The sequence below is a fragment of the Arthrobacter sp. 10T44 genome (genome assembly GCF_056393885.1).
The window spans coordinates 247139-263247 of record NZ_JBFTGT010000001.1; the positions used below are offsets into that span (position 1 = coordinate 247139).

Here is a 16109-nt window from a genome sequence, read left to right on the forward strand (position 1 = left end):
CCCCGGGCTAGGACTCTTTGGCGGCGCGGGTGCCGCGGCCGCCAAGGGCGCGGGTGACGTCCCCGGCCTGCTTCAGCGTGGCCCGGAGTTCCTTTGGCAGCGAGAACAGCAGGTCCTCCTCCGCTGTGACGACTTCCTCGACGGAACCGTAGCCGTAGTCGGCCAGGAGCCGCAGTACGTCCTTCACCAGGACCTCGGGCACGGACGCCCCCGAGGTCACGCCTACCGTGGCCACGCCCTCGAACCAGGACTCGTCCACCTCGTTGGCGAAATCCACCCGGTAGGAGGCCTTCGCCCCGTATTCAAGTGCCACTTCCACGAGGCGCACGGAGTTCGAGGAGTTGGCCGAGCCAACCACAATCACGAGGTCGGCCTGGGGCGAGATCTTCTTGATGGCCACCTGGCGGTTGGTGGTGGCGTAGCAGATGTCGTCGCTGGGCGGATCCTGCAGCGTGGGGAACCGCTCTTTCAGGAGCCGCACGGTCTCCATGGTTTCGTCCACGCTCAGGGTGGTCTGCGAGAGCCAGATAACCTTTTCCGGGTCGCGGACCGTCACCTTGTCCACCTCGTGCGGGCCGTTGATGATCTGGATGTGCTCGGGGGCCTCGCCGGCGGTGCCTTCGACTTCCTCGTGGCCGTCATGGCCGATCAGCAGGATGTCGAAATCGTCCTTGGCGAAGCGGACAGCCTCTTTGTGCACCTTGGTCACCAGCGGGCAGGTGGCATCGATGGTGCGCAGGCCCCGGTCCTCCGCAGACTGCACAACAGCCGGCGAGACACCGTGCGCCGAGAAGATCACCAGGGCGCCTTCAGGAACCTCGTCGGTTTCGTCAACGAAGATGGCACCCTTTTCCTCGAGGGAGCTGACAACGTGGACGTTGTGCACGATCTGCTTGCGGACGTAGACGGGAGGACCGTAGTGCTCAAGCGCTTTTTCCACCGCAATCACGGCACGGTCGACGCCGGCGCAATAGCCGCGCGGGGCCGCCAACAGTACCTTCTTCGGTCCGGTCACGGGTGCCGCCGCCAGCACTTCCTCCGGCGAACGCCGCCGGCGCGGAACGGAGGGCATCGGAATGGATACAGCGGTGGAGGTCATGCCCCAATGCTACCGGTGTTCGCTACGGCAGGTTATTTGACGCCGGCCGGCGGCCGCCGACAACACGGAGCACGATGCCGGCGGCCAGCAGCACGCCGCCCGCCAGCAGCGCCGCCACAATCCACTGCCCGAAGCTGGCCGTGGCCGCCGCCACGAATTCACGTTTGAAGATCCCCGCCACGTCGTTGCCGCTCCCGACGCCCTGGACCATCGTTCCTGCCGCGTCCGAGCCAAATTTCCAGACACCGGCCAGGACCAAGGCCCCCAGACCGGTCCCGGCAAGGACCGTCCACTTCCGCCGCGCCGCGACGAACGCCAGGAGGAACGCAATGGCCGAGCCCACAGCCACGGCGGTGCCCATCGGCGCATAGGCCGAGACCCGTTCGATGAGCTGGCGCTGGTCGGACTGGCCGATGCTGATTCGCACCTGCTCCGGCGCCTTAATCGGAACGGGAGAGGCCTCCGAGACGCGCTTGACCACCAACCCGACCAGCGGGGCGACGTCCAGTGTCAGGGAGGTGGTGCCGGCCACTTCCGGCGGAAGCGTGCGGGGATCGGCGAAGCTTAGCCGGTGGCTCCTGCGCAGGGTCTCTGCCCAGGCCTCCGAGTATCCGGGCATGGAGGTCAGTGACTGCGCGGCGTCCGCCAGGATCGGTTTGACCACGGCCTCGAGGGGAGCGGGCATCTGCTGGCCGCCGAAGGCCATCCCATTCACGGCGGCCGTGGCCAGCCTCTTCTGGAACGCGGGGTCCTTGCCGAGCGGTGCGGTGAGGGCGACGAAACCCTCCTCCTGGACAATGTTCCGGTCCACCCACATGGCCGGGACGGCAACAGCCGCCATGGCGAGGCCGATCAGCACTGCAATGGCCGAGACAAAAGTGCGCACGAAAGTCTCCTAGGAGGTTGGGAGTAGAGCCATCCTACGGTGGCGTCGCCGCGAACCCGAATGCAGGGCACCGTAAAGCAGGGCACCGTAAAGCGGGGCACCGTAAAGCAGCGGCCCAAAACGTCCGGTCCTACTGGTAGAGCTATGGATAGAGTTGAAGCAGCTCCCCTCTTTATCAAAGGACCATGCATGCACCCGCACCTGCACCAGGCACTTCTCGCCGGCGGCCACCGGCATGTCTGAAGACACCGCCGCGGCAACCACCCTGCCGGCGACTGCGGCAGACACCAGCCCGGACAACCCGTGGCCGCTGCAGCTGCTCTCACAAAAACTGAAGATGCACATCGACCGGGCGCCCTCGGCCTGGATCGAGGGCCAAGTCATCGAACTCAACCGGCGCGGCACCAACGCCTACCTCACGCTGCGGGACATCGACGCGGAGATCTCCCTCCCTGCCTCGGTCTGGACCAACGTCCTGGACCGCCAGCCCACGCCGCTGGAGCGCGGTTCCCGGGTGGTGGCGCTGCTCAAAGCCGAGTTCTGGCTGAAGACGGGCCGGCTGAACATGTCGGTCAAGGACATCCGGCCGGTAGGACTCGGCGACCTGCTGGCCAGGATCGAACGTCTGCGCCAGGCCCTCGCGGCGGAGGGGCTGTTCGCCGACTCCCGCAAAAAGCGGCTGCCCCTGCTCCCCCACCGGATCGGCCTGATCACCGGCCGCGACTCGGATGCTAAAAAAGACGTGCTCCGCAACGCGGCGCTGCGCTGGCCCGCCGTCGAATTCGAAATCCGCGAGGTGGCCGTCCAGGGCAACACCGCGGTCGCCCAGGTCATCGGCGCGCTGCAGGAGCTGGACGCCCACCCGGAGGTCGACGTCATCGTCATCGCCCGCGGCGGCGGCGCCCTGGAGGACCTGCTCCCCTTCAGCAGCGAGGAACTCATCCGGGCCGTGGCCGCCGCGGCCACGCCGATCGTCAGTGCGATCGGCCATGAGGCGGACCGTCCCATCCTTGACGACGTCGCCGACCTGCGCGCCTCGACGCCCACCGATGCGGCGAAACGGATTGTGCCCGACGTCGTGGAGGAACTGGCGCGGGTCCGGCAGGCCCGGGAGCAACTGCGCCGCGGCGTCACCCGCCTGGTCGAGCGGGAGACGGACCGGCTGGCCTCGCTTCGCTCCCGACCGGTGCTGGCAGCCCCGGAGGGCATGGTCACCGCCCGGCACGACGACGTCGAACGGCTCAAGGGCCGCTCCCATGCGGCCATCAACACCGCCGTCGTGCGGGCCGCCGACCAGCTGGTCCACCTTAAGGCCCAGGTGCGCGCCCTCTCGCCGCAGAAAACGCTGGACCGCGGCTACGCCGTCGTCCAGCTCGACGATGGCAGCACCGCCCCGGGAACCCGCCACGAAGTGGTGCGACACCCGGACCAAGCACCCGCCGGCACTCCCCTGGCCGTGCGGGTGGCCGGCGGCAGGTTTAAGGCCCAGTCCACCGGCGGCCAGGATCCCGCCGAGGACTGACCGGCCCATTTCCAAGAACCCAGGCAATCCAGACTTCCCGGACCCCGCGACGGGACCCCGACACGCGGTAGGCACCGGACCCACGCAAGGAGCATCAGCATGGCAGCAGAAAACGCAGCAACCCCGACCCCGAACACCGACATCGACGGCCTCAGCTACGAGGAGGCCCGCGAACAACTCGTGGGCGTGGTGGGCAGGCTGGAGGCCGGCGGCGCCAGTCTCGAGGAATCCCTCGCACTGTGGGAGCGCGGGGAGGCCCTCGCGAAGCGGTGCGAGCAGTGGCTCGAGGGCGCCCGCAAGCGTCTCGCCGCGGCCCGGGACCAGGCCAGCTGACCTACGGCCGGCCGGCTAGGAGCGCCGCACCAGCTCGCGCTCCATGTCGACGTCGATCTCCGGGACCGGCCACTCGAGCGCCAGTCCTTCCAGCGCGTCCAGCAGCAGCTGCTGTACAGCGATCCGGGCATACCATTTCTTGTTGGCAGGGACCACGTGCCAGGGCGCAAGCTCGGAGCTGGTCCGCTCAAAGGCGGCCTGGTAGGCGTCCATGTAGTCGTCCCAGAAGGCCCGTTCCTTGAGGTCGTTGCCGCTGTACTTCCACATTTTCGAGGGGTCTTCCAGCCGTGCGAGCAGCCGTTCCTGCTGCTCGTCGCGGCTGATGTGCAACATGACCTTGACGATCTTCGTCCCGGCGGCCGTCTGCCGGGCCTCGAACTCGTTGATGGCCCGGTAGCGGCGCTCCAGTTCCTCTGCGTCCGCCCAGCGGTGCACCCGGTGGATCAGGACGTCCTCATAGTGGGAACGGTCGAACACGCCCACCATGCCGGCCGCTGGTACTTCCTTCTCGATCCGCCAGAGGAAGTCGTAGGACTGTTCCTCCGGGGTGGGCGCCTTGAACGACTTGAGCTGCACACCCTGCGGATTCATCTGGCCCATGACGTGGTTGACGATGCCGCCCTTGCCCGCGGTGTCCATGGCCTGCAGGACCAGCAGGACGCGCTTCTTTCCGCCGGTCCTGGACTCCGCAAAGAGCTGCTCCTGCAGCTGCGTGAGCTTGCCGTCGAGCTCGCTAAGCAGGGTCTCTCCGGCGGCTTTGTCCCCGGCGTAGCCCGGTGTGGAACCCGGGTCAAGGTCGCGGAGGCTGAACTTCTTGCCTGCCCTCAGGGTCTCGGAGGGATGTTTGTCGAAGTCCACGACATCTGCCATCAAAGCCTCTTTCCGGTTCGGGCAGCCCGCCGGCCGGACGTTCGGCGAGCGGCGCTGCTGTCCCGAATCCTAGTTGCCCTGGTACCGGCTCAGGAAGTCCGCCATGCGGTTGATCGCTTCCTCGAGGTCCTTGACGTTCGGCAGGGTCACCATTCGGAAGTGGTCCGGCCGGACCCAATTGAAGGCGCGGCCGTGGGAGACGAGGATCTTCTGCTGGCGCAGCAGGTCCAGGACGAACTTCTCGTCGTCGCGGATGTGGTAGACCTCGGGGTCCAGGCGCGGGAACAGGTACATCGCCCCGCGGGCCTGCTGCGTGCTGACGCCCGGGATGGCGTTGAGCATGTCGTAGGCCTTGTTCCGCTGCTCCAGCAGGCGGCCGCCGGGCAGGATCAGGTCGTTGATGCTCTGGTATCCGCCGAGTGCCGTCTGGATCGCATGCTGCGCCGGCACGTTAGCGCACAGCCGCATGTTGGCGAGCAGGTTGATGCCTTCAAGGTAGTCCGCGGCGTCCTTCTTCGGACCCGAGATGGCCATCCAGCCGGCCCGGTAGCCGCAGACGCGGTAGGCCTTGGATAGCCCGCTGAAGGTCAGGCAGAGCACGTCGTCGCCGGTGAGGCTGGCCATGTTCACGTGGACGGCGTCCTCGTAGAGGATCTTCTCGTAGATCTCGTCGGCGAACAGCACGAGGCCGTGCTTTTCGGCCAGGGCCACGATCTTCTTGAGCGTTTCCTCCGGGTAGACAGCGCCGGTGGGGTTGTTGGGGTTGATCACCACGATGCCCTTGGTGCGCGGCGTGATCTTCGCTTCGAGGTCGTCCAGGTCCGGCTGCCAGCCGGATTCCTCGTCGCAGAGGTAATGCACAGGCTTCCCGCTGGCCAGGGCCACCGACGCCGTCCAGAGCGGATAGTCCGGGGTGGGAATGAGGACCTCGTCGCCGTCGTCCAGCAGGGCCATCAGCGACATGGTGATGAGCTCGCTGACGCCGTTGCCCAGGTAGATGTCGTCGACGTGGATATTCTGGATGCCGCGGGTCTGGTAGTACTGCGAGACGGCGGTGCGGGCGGAGAAAATGCCTCGGGAATCGCTGTAGCCCTGGGCGTGCGGCAGGTGGCGGATCATGTCCACCAGGATCGCGTCCGGCGCTTCAAACCCGAACGGGGCCGGGTTTCCGATGTTCAGTTTGAGGATGCGGTGACCCTCTGCCTCCATCTGCTGGGCGGCCTGAAGAATCGGTCCACGGATGTCGTAGAGGACATTATGAAGCTTGGTGGACTGCTTGAATTCTGCCATTCATCAAATATGCCATATGGCGGATGTACTTCCCCTGAGACTTGTCTCACAGCGGAAGTCCGCGTCACACGGGCTCCCCGGGGCCGCCTGGCACCGAGCGGCGCAACGACGGCGGCGTAGCGACGGCGGCCGCCGGGTCCGGGGGTTCCGGATCCGGCGGCCGCCGTCGAACGCTCAAAAGCTCCGGTCTACTTGACCAGGCCCTTGTCCTTGAGCCACGCTGCCGCGGCGTCCTTCGGGTTCTGCTTCTCGCTGCCGCCGACCGCCCGGTTGAGGTTGATCAGGTCCTCAGTGGTGAGCAGCTTGGAGACGGCGTTGAGCGCCTCCTTCGCCTTGTCGGTCATCTTGGCCTTGTTGTACAGCGGCAGGACCTGCTGGGCGATGAAGTTGTTCTTCGGGTCCTCCAGCACCACCAGGTCGTTGTCCGCGATGGCCGGGGTGGTGGTGTAGATGTCGGCCACCTGGACCTGGTCCGAAAGCAGGGCCTTGACCGTGACGGGGCCGCCGCCGTCGCTGAAGGGTTCCAGCTTCTTGGGCTCGCAGTTGTAGTTCTTCTTCAGGCCGGGCAGCCCGTAGGCGCGCTCGGCGAACGTTGCGGGGGCGCCGACCACGATCTCGTTGCAGACCTTGGCCAGGTCCTCGATGGACTTCAGCTTGTACTTCTCGGCGGTGGCCTTGGTGACCACCATGGCATCCTTGTCCTCGGCCTTGGCAGCGTCCAGCACGGCCAGGCCGTCGGGAAGCTTGCCCGGCAGTGCCTTGGCAATGTCGTCGGCGGAGATCTCGGTGGCGTCCTTGTTGACGTGCAGCAGCAGGTTTCCGCTGTAGTCCGGGATCACGTCCACGGAGCCGTCCTGCACGGCCTTGAAGTAGACCTCGCGGGAACCGATGTTCGGCTTGGTGGTGGCGGTGACGCCGGCGGCGTTGAGTGCCCCGGCGTAGAGCTCCGCGATGATCTGGCTCTCGGTGAAGTCGGCCGAACCGATCACGAGGGCGCCGCCGGCTCCCCCGGAGGAACCGCCGCTCGCGGGTGCCGAGGACAGCGGGTTGGACGAGCCTCCGCAGGCGGACAGGGCCAGGGCCAGGCCGACGCCGGCGGCGAGGCCGCCGAATGCGCGCCTGCCGAGGGCTCGTTGGCGGTTTTCTTTCATGACGTACCTCCTTGGACAACAGTCTCCGCCGGTGCGGGGTCTGTGAGATCAACCGCGGCCTGCTGGCTCCGGTTTGGCTTGTTGGCGGCCCCACGGGACAGGAAGAGCCGCTGGAATAGGACGAGGACAAGGTCGACGGCGATGGCGAGTCCCGCGATGAGCAGCGAGCCGCCGAGCATCTGCGGGAAGTCGGAGAGCACCAGGCCGTCGAAGAGGTAGCGGCCCAGGCCGCCCAGGTTGATGTACGCGACCACCGAGACCGTGGCGATCACCTGGAGGACACCGGTGCGGAACCCGCCGAACATCACCGGAAGCGCGTTGGGGAACTCGGCCCGGAAGAGCACCTGGAGTTCGGTCATGCCCATGGCCCGGGCGGCGTCCACGACGTTCCGGTCCACGCTGGAGATTCCCGCGTAGGTCCCGGCCAGCAACGGCGGCACGGTCAGGATCACCAGCGCCCAGACCGGAGGCATCAGCCCGATCCCGGCCAGCAGGACGAAGAGCGTCAGCAGGCCCAGGGTCGGCAGGGCGCGCAGGGCCCCGGCGAGGGCCACCACGGCTACCCGGCCGCGGCCGGTGTGGCCGACGTAGAGGCCGATCGGGACGGCGATGGCGGTCGCAATCAGCATCACGAGGCCGGTGTACTGCAGGTGCTCGGCCAGGCGTACCGGAATGCCGGTGCTGCCGGACCAGTTGTCCGGGTCGGCGAGCCACGAGGCGGTGTCGGTGATGACATTGCTCATGCGGACGCCCCAGCCGTGGAATCGGACCGCCGCCGGGCCGCGGCCGGCTCTCCGGGCTTCCCGGTTTTCCCGGCGCCTGCCCGGGTCCACGGGGTCAGGAGGCGTTCGAGCAGGACCAAAACGGAGTCCATCAGCAATGCCAGCACCAGGATCGCAATGATGCCCACCATCACCTCGGTGACGAAGTCGCGCTGCAGCCCGGAGGTGAAGAGCATGCCCAGGTTGCCGATGCCCAGCAGGGCGGCGACGCTGACCAGGGAGATGTTGCTGACCGAGACCACGCGGAGCCCGGCGAACAGCACCGGCAGGGACAGCGGCAGGTCGATCTGCAGGAACCGTGCCAGGGGTTTGAAGCCCATGGCGACGGCGGCCTGCTGCAGGTCCTCGTCCACGGAGTCAAACGCGTCCAGGGCGGCCCGGACCAGGAGCGCGACGGCGTAGATGGTCAGGGCCACCACGACATTGACCGGGTCCAGGATCCTGGTCCCCAGCACGGTCGGCAGGATGATGAAGAGAGCCAGCGACGGGATGGTGTAAAGCAGCGAGGACGCGGTCAGGACCACGGTGCGCAGGGTCCGGTTCTGCCTGGCAAGCTGGGCCAGCGGGATCGAAATCAGCAGGCCGAAGAGCATCGGCAGGATCGCCAGGACGAGGTGCTGGCCGGCGAGGCTGAAGACCTGCCCGCTGTTGGCCAGGAACCATTGCATCAGCGCACGCCCTGCCGGACCCGGCGGTCCGCTTCGATCACGGCGAGCACTTCTTCCGCCGTGATCACACCGGCCACCCGGCCGTCCGCGTCGACAGCGACGCCGAGTCCGGACGGCGAGGACAGGGCCGCGTCCAGCGCGCGGCGCAGGGTCTCGCCCTTGTGGAAGAGGGAACCGCCCGGGACGGTCGCCGCTCCGGCGCCCGGCGCGCTCCAGCCCAGCGGCCGGTTGTCGGCGTCGACCACGAGCTGCCACTCGCCCGCTCCGGGGCCGCCGTCACGGCCGAGGGCGTCGGCGCGGACGGTGTCGACCGGGTGGATCGTGACGCCGTCGGAGGGGCTGAAGGCGAGGTGCCGGAAGCCCCGGTCGCGGCCCACGAAGGACGCGACGAAGTCGTTCGCCGGGGCCCGCAGGATCTCTTCCGGCGTCGCGTACTGCGCCAGCTTGCCCCCGCCGGCGAAGACGGCCACCTTGTCCCCGAGCACCGTGGCCTCGTCGATGTCGTGGGTGACGAACACGATGGTCTTGGCCAGGTCGCGCTGCAGGCGGAGCAGTTCCTTCTGCAGTTCATCGCGCACCACGGGATCCACCGCGCTGAAAGGTTCGTCCATGAGCAGCACGGGCGGATCTGCGGCGAGGGCACGGGCCACTCCCACGCGCTGTTGCTGGCCGCCCGAAAGCTGTGAGGGGTAGCGGCGGCCGAGGCCGGAGGCGAGCCCGACGACGTCGAGCAGCTCCTCCGCGCGCTTGCGGGATGCCGCCTTGGACACGCCGTTGAGCCGCGGGACGGTGGCGATGTTGTCCAGCACGGACCGGTGCGGCATCAGCCCGGAGGACTGCATGACGTAGCCCATGGAACGGCGCAGCTGCGCGGCGGGCACGGAGGTGACGTCCTGCCCGTTGACGGTGATGGTGCCCGAGGTCGGCTCGACCATGCGGTTGATCATCCGCAGCGAGGTGGTCTTGCCGCAGCCCGAGGGGCCGACGAAGACCGTGATGGCGCCCTTGTCGATAGACATGCTCAGATCGTCGACGGCGGCCTGGCCGCCCTGGTACTGCTTGGTGACGCTCTGGAACTCGATCATGGCCTCTGCCATTCCGGGCTTACCTAACTGTTGGCGGCAACATGGGACGGTCCAGCCAACTGATCATATGCATGCTGATTTTTGGCTGTAAAGCGGGTATGACCCAGCGTAGCTGCCACCGCCGGCGATGTCGGAGCACAGAATCGAAGAAACGGGCCCGATAACGTCGGCGGCGCCGGGGCTACCGTTGGCATTCGGCGCCGGGCGGGATTTGGATGGGCGGGGGTTCAGGCCCGGCCCCGGACCCCGCGCTGGTCCGGGACCGGCACTGTGTCACGTCGCCCGGCCGCTGCCCTTACCGTGGCCTTTTCCGTTGTCTTTTCCCCTGCGGGGATGGTCGTGGCTGAGCCGCTCGGCCGCCCGCTGGCTCCGGCTGGCCACCACCACCTTCTGATGCCACTCCCGCTGGTACGCCCGCCGGGCGGCGGCGTCGTGGCGCCGGGCCAGCGCCGCCACTTCGCGCTGCATCTTGAGGTAGCTTGCCCAGCGGCGCTCGTCCAGGGCACCCTCCGCGAGCGCGGCCTGCACGGCGCAGCCGGGTTCGCGGCCGTGCGCGCAGTCGGTGAACCGGCACCGGGTGAAGAGCTCCTCGAGATCGCCGAACATCTCGTCCATGCCGTCCCCGGCATCGAACAGGCCAAAGCCGCGCACCCCGGGCGTGTCCATCAGCACCGAGCCGTCGGGCAGTGGCACCAGCTCCCGGGACGTCGTGGTGTGCCGGCCTTTGCCATCACCGGCCCGGACCGCACCCGTTTCCTGCGCCTCGAACCCGACGAGGGCATTGATCAGGGTGGACTTCCCGGCGCCCGAGGGGCCCAGCAGCACGATGGTCCCCCCGGGCGGCAGATGAGCCAGCAAGTCATCGAGGCCATCGCCCTGCTCGGCGGAGGTGGTGACCACGTCGACGCCGGCGGCCTGCAGCATGACCTGCCCGACGACGTCGTCCGCCACCTCAGCGAGGTCTGCCTTGGTGATCACCACCAGCGGGGTGGCGCCGGAATCCCAGGCCGCGACGAGTGTCCGTTCGAGCCTGTTGTGCGTGAGCGGACGGTCCACCGGCACCACGACGCCGACGATGTCCATGTTGGCGCCGAGCACCTGCGCTTCGGAGGATGCCTCGAAGGCGCGCTTGCGGCTCAGCTCTGAGCGGCGCGGCAGCACGCCCACGATGGCTGGTTCGCCCACCGGGTTGCTGCCGAGCCAGACCCAGTCGCCGGTGGCCGGGATGGGTCCGGTCCGCGGGTAGGGCAGCTGTGCCTGGCCGGCATGGTCCGCGACCAGCACGAGGTTGCGGTCCACCCGGACCACCCGCCCGGCTCTGGTGCCGCCGGGGACGGGATTGGCGGCGAAAAGTTCCGTGACGGCCTCGGTGAAACCGAAACGGGCCGGCCCCTGGAGGCCGGAGTGGTGACTGAACTGAAGATTCAATGGAACCCTTTGATGGGCCCGGCTGCGCATTGCCCGCCGGTCTGGAGAGACCGGTCAGCTGTAAGGGCTAGGAGGTGCGGACTGCCGGGGCAGGAATAATGATGGGGCTTTGGGGTGTGCGCTGCGCGCGCAGTTCCGTTGCTTTCATTGCTTCCACCTCCCCGGCTATCTGGCCCACAGCTGGGCTCATCGGGCGGCCTTCCCGGCCGCGGTTTCTCTAGGGTAACCGCCCGCGCCGCGGCTGGCTAGGGATTTCTCAGGCGAGCTTTCCGTCCAGCGGTCGCTCGCGGTACAGCCGGAGCGCGGCATCGACCAGTGAGACCCGGTTCAGGCCCGCCACCTCGGCCAGCGGGATCCAGGCCGCGTGCGTGGTGCTGCCGCCTACCTCATGCCGCAGTTCCCCGCCGGTGATGCTCGCTTCATAGACCAGCCGCAGGGACTGGAAGTCGCGGTGGCCGCCGTCGAGCCGGCTCTCGGCGGGCCAATGCCCGACGTCGATCCCCAGCATGGCGCCGATCTCAGCGTGGTAGCCGGTCTCCTCGTAGATCTCCCGGCGGCACCCGTCCACGGGGTGCTCGGCGAGATCCAGACCGCCGCCCGGCAGGGTCCAGCCCTCCTTGCCGCCCTGCTTCCAGTACGCGAGCAGGAGGCAGTCATCCCGGAGGATCAGTCCGTAGGCAGCCGGGCGGGTATCGAATGGCAGGGTCATTGCTCCAGCGTAACGGCGCAGCGCGGGCCCTGCCGGATCTCCGGGTTCGGCCCTAAAGTTTGAGTGTGACCAACCTCGAAGTCCTTCCGCCCGAAGAAGTCTGCCCCGCCGCCCACAGCGTGGAGGGGACCGCCAGCGGCCCGTGCCTCCAGTTGTGGCCGGCCAGGGAGGTTCCGCTGGGCGGCGTCCGCGCCATGAACGTCTCGCGGACCCTGCCTCAGCGCGGGCTGCCGACGGTGGGCGCGTGGTGCTTCCTGGACAGCTTCGGACCGGACCGGGTGTCCATGTCCGTGCTGCCGCACCCGCACACGGGGTTGCAGACTGTCACCTGGCCGCTGGCCGGCAACATCCGACACCGGGACAGCGTGGGCAGCGACGTGGTCGTCCGCCCGGGCGAACTGAACATCATGACGGCGGGCCGCGGCGTTTCGCACTCCGAATTCGCGGTGCTCCCCGTGAACGGGGTTCCGGGCGGGCCGACACCGGAACTGCCCGTGCAGCGCGGACTGCAGTTGTGGGTCGCGCTGCCGGACTCCGAACGGCACCGCGCACCGGCCTTCGAGCAGCACCGCGAGCTGCCCGTGGTCCGCGGCGACGGCTACAGTGCAACCGTCATGGTGGGGACCCTGGCGGGCACCACCTCGCCGGCCACGATGTACTCCCCGATCGTTGGCGCCGACATCAGCTGCACCGGAAGCATCAGCCTGCCGCTGCGGCCGGAGTTCGAGCACGCCGTGCTGGTGCTCGACGGCGCCCTGGCCCTGGACGGCCAGGAGGTGCGGCCGGGCCCGCTGGGCTACCTCGGCTCCGGGCGCAGCCGCCTGGACCTGGACGCCGCTCCGGGCACCCGTTTCCTGTTGCTGGGCGGCGAGCCGTTCGAGGAGGAGCTGCTGATGTGGTGGAACTTCGTCGGCCGCAGCCACGAAGAGGTGGAGCAGTCACGGCTGGACTGGGAAGCCCAGGCCGGGCTCTCCGACGACGACGCGTCGCGGGCACGGTTCGGGCTGGTGCGCGGACATGGTCCCGACGCCGGATCCGAAGCCGGCCGCATCCCGGCGCCGCCGTTGCCGGGGGTGCCGCTGCGGCCGCGACGCCGGCAGTGACTCCGTCCTAGGTTCCCGCCGCTGCGGCTGCCGCTAGCCCTGCTCGGCGACGAGCTGGAGCACCCCGAACACGGGTTCCTGCTGCAGCACCCGGACGTCGGTGATCCCGGCCGCGGCCAGGGCAGCGCGGAACGATTCCTGCAGCCGCGGCACGTTCATGCCGAGCCCGCTGCCCAGGATGACCGGGCCCTCGATGCCGAGCTGCCTCACGGTCTGCTCGGCCATGGCGGCGAGGTCGCGGCCGGCCTGGTCTATCAGCTCCCGGCTCGGCTCATGGCCGGCGTCCGCCGCCTCCACGACGAGCCGGGCGCGCTGGGCCCAGAAGCGGCGTCCGGTCTCGGGTGAGTGGAACAACGCAATGAGTTTGTTCGGGTGGCCCACCCCGCAGGAATCCAGCAGGGCCCTGGTAAGTTCATCCGGTTCCAGCCCCTGGTTCATCCGGCGCAGGCTGTGCCGCACGGCCTCGCGGCCCAGCCAGTAGCCGCTGCCTTCGTCGCCGAGCAGATAGCCCCAGCCGCCGGCCCGGGCTTCCTGTCCGCGGCTGTTCTTGCCCCACGCGGCCGAGCCGGTACCGGCGATCACGGCGACGCCGGTGCTGGCCCCGCCGGCTGCCAGCAGGAGCCGTGAGTCGTGCACGACGGTGATCTTGGCGCCGGGCACGTGCGGGGCGATCAGCGCGGCGAGCGCCGCGGCGTCGTCGTCGGTGTCGATCCCGCCGGCTCCGGCGTAGACCTGGGCGACGTCACCGCCGCCAATCCGGGCGAAGAGCTCCGCGAGGTTCCGGGCGGCTTCCTCGGGAGTGACGTTCTGGACGTTCGCGCTGCCCACGGACTCGTCGGCCACGGGCGTGCCGGCCTCGAACCGGACGCCGCGGGTCTTGGTGCCGCCGATGTCGAGTCCGATCACGGCGCCGGATGTAGTGGCATGCACGGCGGCGAAAACGGCGTCTGGCGGGGTGGGGATGTCAGAATGAGTCACCGGAACAGCCTACTGAATCACCGACAGGAGCGAGCAATGTCCCGCGATATCTTCGGTACCCGCATTATCGCCGCGCCGATGGCCGGCGGGACTTCAACTCCGGCCTTCGTCACGGCCGTGCACGAGGCCGGCGGTTTGGGCTTCCTGGCCGCGGGCTATAAGAGCGTTGCTGCCATGCTGGTGGACATCCGCGCCGTCCGCGAGTCCGGTGCGCGGTTCGGCATGAATGTCTTCGTCCCGGACCCGGCCCAGCTGGCGCCCTCCGCGGCCACCGTGGCCGAGCTCGAGGCATACCGGCTGCAGCTGCGCGCAGACGCCCTGCGCTACAGTGTGGAGCTCCCGACTTTGCGGCTCGATGACGACGACGCGTGGCAGGCCAAAGTCGAGGCCCTGCTGGCGGATCCGGTGGAGCTGGTCAGTTTCACCTTCGGCCTCCCCGGCGCGGACGTGGTCCACGCCCTGCAGCGGGCGGGGTCGGCGGTACTGGCCACGGTCACCACCGCGGCCGAGGCCCGGCAGGCAGCCGAACAGGGCGTGGATGCCCTCGTGGTGCAGCATGCGTGCGCCGGGGGCCACAGCGCGGCGTTCCTGCCCGTGTCAGGCGATCCGGGTTCAGCCGTGCCGGGTTCAGCCGCGCCGGCCACGACGGCGGAGCTGATTGTGGCGGTGCGCTCCGCCGTCGCGCTCCCCCTCGTCGCGGCCGGCGGGATCATGGACGCTGCCGGCGTGGACCGGGTGCTGGCCGCGGGCGCACAGGCAGCCCAGCTGGGCACGGCCTTGCTGCGCACGGAGGAGAGCGGCGCCCGGCAGTTGCACAAGGACGCCCTGGCCAGCCCGCACTTCACCCGGACGGCCCTGACCAGGGCTTTCACCGGACGGCCGGCCCGGGCGCTGGTCAACGAGTTCGTCCGGGACCACCAGGACGCGCCGGAGGCCTACCCGGCGGTGCACCACCTCACTGCCCCGCTGCGCGCGGCCGCCGCCGCCGTCGGGGATGCGGAGCGGCTGAACCTCTGGGCCGGAACCGGCTGGCAGCAGGCGCGCGCCGCCTCCGTCGCGGAGGTCTTGCCGGGCCTGTTGGGCTGAGCGGCGCTGGCGGGCCTGCCCGCTCGCGGCGTCGCTCCGGACTCGCCGTGTGGAGACGTCGAGCCCGGACGGAACCCGCGAGCGAAGAACGGCGACGACGGTGCGTGCGCGGGTTCCGTCCGGCTCAGGTGCCCGAGCGTCCGCGGACAAAGCCGGCCAGGAGCGCCGGGCCCTCGCTAAGCACCAGCTCGCGGAACAGCCGCACCGGGTCCGGCTCGGCGTCCGCTCCCCCGCGCCGTTCCCGCCAGGCCAGGCCGATCTCCCGGAACGCCAGGCCGGAGTCGAGCGCCAGTTCCACCCAGCCCAGGTCGCCGGACTGCCCCGGGGTGTGGCGTCCGGGGGCCAGTCCGCCGGGCGGCAGGATGCTTACACCCAGCCCCGCCGAGACGAGCCCCCTGGCCGTGTGGGAGTCCTGGCTTTCGAAGGCGATGCGGGGCCTGAATCCGGCTTCCCGGAACAGTGCGTCCGTCAGCGAGCGCATGCCGTAGCCGGGGCCCATCGCCACGAACGGGTCCTGACGGATCTCCGCGAGGCGGGCACGACGACGCCGGGCGAGCGGGTGCCGGTGGTGGACCACCAGCCGCAGCGGTTCCCGGTACAGGGCAGCCGAGGAGATCAGCCGGCTCGGCGCCGCGATCGGAGCGGTGAGTGCCAGGTCCGCGTCCCCGGCGGCCAGTTCGGCCAGGCAGCCGTCCCGCGCACCCTGGCTGAGGTCGAAGGCCGGCTGCGGATGCCGGCTGCGGAAGGCACTGATCAGCAGCGGCAGCATCGCCTCGCCGAAGGTGTGCTGGAACGACACCGCGATCCGGCCGCGCACCACCTCCGACTCGTGCCGGACCAGGTCCAGCCCGGTCTGGAATTCGCCCAGTGCGGCCTCAATGTGCGGGAGGAGCGCCTTGGCCGCGGGGGTCAGCCGCACGCCGCGTCCGTCCCGGATCAGCAGTTCCGTCCCGATGATGCCGCTGGCCCGCGCTATCCCACGGCTCACCGTCGACTGGGGCAGTCCCAGCACCTCGGCCGTGGCGGTGATGTGCTGGGTCCGCCCCAGCTCGGCCAGCAGGGGCAGCAGCGGCAGCAGCTGGACGAGCTGCTTGTGCTCAACGTCCATGGCCAACCCTC

Annotated in this window: 16 protein-coding genes; 4 read left to right on the forward strand and 12 right to left on the reverse strand. The window is 69.2% G+C overall.

Going from position 1 to position 16109, the window contains the following annotated elements; genetic code table 11:
- Window positions 1-7: 7 nt before the first annotated feature.
- Both AC1DBL_RS01100 and AC1DBL_RS01105 read right to left on the reverse strand, forming a co-directional pair.
- The gene (locus AC1DBL_RS01100) at window positions 8-1099 is read right to left on the reverse strand and encodes a 4-hydroxy-3-methylbut-2-enyl diphosphate reductase (protein ID WP_441417131.1); all 1092 of its coding nucleotides are present in this window, start codon (window positions 1097-1099) and stop codon (window positions 8-10) included.
- Between the two features lie 22 nt (window positions 1100-1121).
- The gene (locus tag AC1DBL_RS01105) at window positions 1122-1985 is read right to left on the reverse strand and encodes a hypothetical protein (RefSeq protein ID WP_476925311.1); all 864 of its coding nucleotides are present in this window, start codon (window positions 1983-1985) and stop codon (window positions 1122-1124) included.
- A gap of 235 nt (window positions 1986-2220) precedes the next feature.
- On the opposite strand from AC1DBL_RS01105, the gene xseA reads away from it, so the two are divergent.
- Together xseA and AC1DBL_RS01115 are read left to right on the forward strand one after the other, a co-directional pair.
- Entirely contained in the window at window positions 2221-3507 is a 1287-nt protein-coding gene (gene xseA / locus AC1DBL_RS01110; protein ID WP_476925312.1) for an exodeoxyribonuclease VII large subunit, read from the forward strand.
- A 99-nt stretch (window positions 3508-3606) separates the two neighbouring features.
- Window positions 3607-3840 (forward strand): exodeoxyribonuclease VII small subunit, encoded by a 234-nt coding sequence (locus AC1DBL_RS01115; protein WP_476925313.1) that lies wholly within the window; start codon window positions 3607-3609, stop codon window positions 3838-3840.
- 15 nt (window positions 3841-3855) lie between these two features.
- Here AC1DBL_RS01115 and AC1DBL_RS01120 read toward each other — a convergent pair whose 3' ends face one another.
- From AC1DBL_RS01120 to AC1DBL_RS01155, 8 genes are all read right to left on the reverse strand, one after another.
- Complete coding sequence (locus AC1DBL_RS01120) at window positions 3856-4710, reverse strand: polyphosphate kinase 2 family protein (protein WP_441417128.1); 855 nt, start codon at window positions 4708-4710, stop codon at window positions 3856-3858.
- 69 nt (window positions 4711-4779) lie between these two features.
- Complete coding sequence (locus tag AC1DBL_RS01125; protein ID WP_175321266.1) at window positions 4780-6000, reverse strand: pyridoxal phosphate-dependent aminotransferase; 1221 nt, start codon at window positions 5998-6000, stop codon at window positions 4780-4782.
- 188 nt (window positions 6001-6188) lie between these two features.
- Window positions 6189-7151, reverse strand: coding sequence for an ABC transporter substrate-binding protein (locus AC1DBL_RS01130; protein WP_441417127.1), 963 nt, complete (start codon window positions 7149-7151; stop codon window positions 6189-6191).
- Window positions 7148-7894, reverse strand: a complete 747-nt coding sequence (locus AC1DBL_RS01135; protein ID WP_476925314.1) for an ABC transporter permease — start codon at window positions 7892-7894, stop codon at window positions 7148-7150. Before AC1DBL_RS01135 ends, AC1DBL_RS01130 begins: the two co-directional genes overlap by 4 nt.
- Window positions 7891-8601: an ABC transporter permease gene (locus AC1DBL_RS01140; RefSeq protein WP_476925315.1), complete on the reverse strand. Its 711-nt coding sequence runs from the start codon at window positions 8599-8601 to the stop codon at window positions 7891-7893. The genes AC1DBL_RS01135 and AC1DBL_RS01140 overlap by 4 nt, the downstream gene beginning before the upstream one ends.
- Window positions 8601-9698 (reverse strand): ABC transporter ATP-binding protein, encoded by a 1098-nt coding sequence (locus AC1DBL_RS01145; RefSeq protein WP_441417124.1) that lies wholly within the window; start codon window positions 9696-9698, stop codon window positions 8601-8603. Before AC1DBL_RS01145 ends, AC1DBL_RS01140 begins: the two co-directional genes overlap by 1 nt.
- 261 nt (window positions 9699-9959) lie before the next feature.
- A complete protein-coding gene (gene rsgA / locus AC1DBL_RS01150; protein WP_476925316.1) occupies window positions 9960-11114 on the reverse strand; it encodes a ribosome small subunit-dependent GTPase A in 1155 nt (384 codons plus the stop codon).
- Window positions 11115-11370: 256 nt separating this feature from the next.
- The gene (locus tag AC1DBL_RS01155) at window positions 11371-11823 is read right to left on the reverse strand and encodes an NUDIX hydrolase (RefSeq protein WP_175321262.1); all 453 of its coding nucleotides are present in this window, start codon (window positions 11821-11823) and stop codon (window positions 11371-11373) included.
- A 65-nt stretch (window positions 11824-11888) separates the two neighbouring features.
- Here AC1DBL_RS01155 and AC1DBL_RS01160 point away from each other — a divergent pair, with 65 nt between their 5' ends.
- A complete protein-coding gene (locus AC1DBL_RS01160; protein WP_476925317.1) occupies window positions 11889-12926 on the forward strand; it encodes a pirin family protein in 1038 nt (345 codons plus the stop codon).
- Window positions 12927-12959: 33 nt separating this feature from the next.
- On the opposite strand, the gene AC1DBL_RS01165 is transcribed toward AC1DBL_RS01160, so the two are convergent.
- A complete protein-coding gene (locus tag AC1DBL_RS01165) occupies window positions 12960-13889 on the reverse strand; it encodes an N-acetylglucosamine kinase (RefSeq protein ID WP_476925546.1) in 930 nt (309 codons plus the stop codon).
- A 51-nt stretch (window positions 13890-13940) separates the two neighbouring features.
- Between AC1DBL_RS01165 and AC1DBL_RS01170 the strand changes: the two genes are divergently transcribed.
- Entirely contained in the window at window positions 13941-14990 is a 1050-nt protein-coding gene (locus AC1DBL_RS01170; protein WP_476925318.1) for a nitronate monooxygenase, read from the forward strand.
- Between the two features lie 124 nt (window positions 14991-15114).
- Here the strand turns inward: AC1DBL_RS01170 and AC1DBL_RS01175 are convergent, their stop codons facing one another.
- Window positions 15115-16098 carry a LysR family transcriptional regulator gene (locus AC1DBL_RS01175; protein ID WP_476892165.1) on the reverse strand — a complete coding sequence of 328 codons (984 nt, stop codon included), beginning with the start codon at window positions 16096-16098 and terminating at the stop codon, window positions 15115-15117.
- Between the last annotated feature and the right edge of the window lie 11 nt (window positions 16099-16109).

Bases quoted from the DNA above. Each gene is read 5' to 3' on its own strand.
- xseA (WP_476925312.1), top strand. From the start codon at position 2,221: ATGTCTGAAGACACCGCCGCGGCAACCACCCTGCCGGCGACTGCGGCA.
- AC1DBL_RS01115 (WP_476925313.1), top strand. From the start codon at position 3,607: ATGGCAGCAGAAAACGCAGCAACCCCGACCCCGAACACCGACATCGAC.
- AC1DBL_RS01140 (WP_476925315.1), bottom strand. From the start codon at position 8,601: ATGCAATGGTTCCTGGCCAACAGCGGGCAGGTCTTCAGCCTCGCCGGC.
- AC1DBL_RS01145 (WP_441417124.1), bottom strand. From the start codon at position 9,698: ATGGCAGAGGCCATGATCGAGTTCCAGAGCGTCACCAAGCAGTACCAG.
- AC1DBL_RS01175 (WP_476892165.1), bottom strand. From the start codon at position 16,098: ATGGACGTTGAGCACAAGCAGCTCGTCCAGCTGCTGCCGCTGCTGCCC.
- AC1DBL_RS01120 (WP_441417128.1), bottom strand. From the start codon at position 4,710: ATGGCAGATGTCGTGGACTTCGACAAACATCCCTCCGAGACCCTGAGG.
- AC1DBL_RS01125 (WP_175321266.1), bottom strand. From the start codon at position 6,000: ATGGCAGAATTCAAGCAGTCCACCAAGCTTCATAATGTCCTCTACGAC.
- AC1DBL_RS01155 (WP_175321262.1), bottom strand. From the start codon at position 11,823: ATGACCCTGCCATTCGATACCCGCCCGGCTGCCTACGGACTGATCCTC.
- AC1DBL_RS01135 (WP_476925314.1), bottom strand. From the start codon at position 7,894: ATGAGCAATGTCATCACCGACACCGCCTCGTGGCTCGCCGACCCGGAC.
- AC1DBL_RS01100 (WP_441417131.1), bottom strand. From the start codon at position 1,099: ATGACCTCCACCGCTGTATCCATTCCGATGCCCTCCGTTCCGCGCCGG.
- AC1DBL_RS01170 (WP_476925318.1), top strand. From the start codon at position 13,941: ATGTCCCGCGATATCTTCGGTACCCGCATTATCGCCGCGCCGATGGCC.
- AC1DBL_RS01130 (WP_441417127.1), bottom strand. From the start codon at position 7,151: ATGAAAGAAAACCGCCAACGAGCCCTCGGCAGGCGCGCATTCGGCGGC.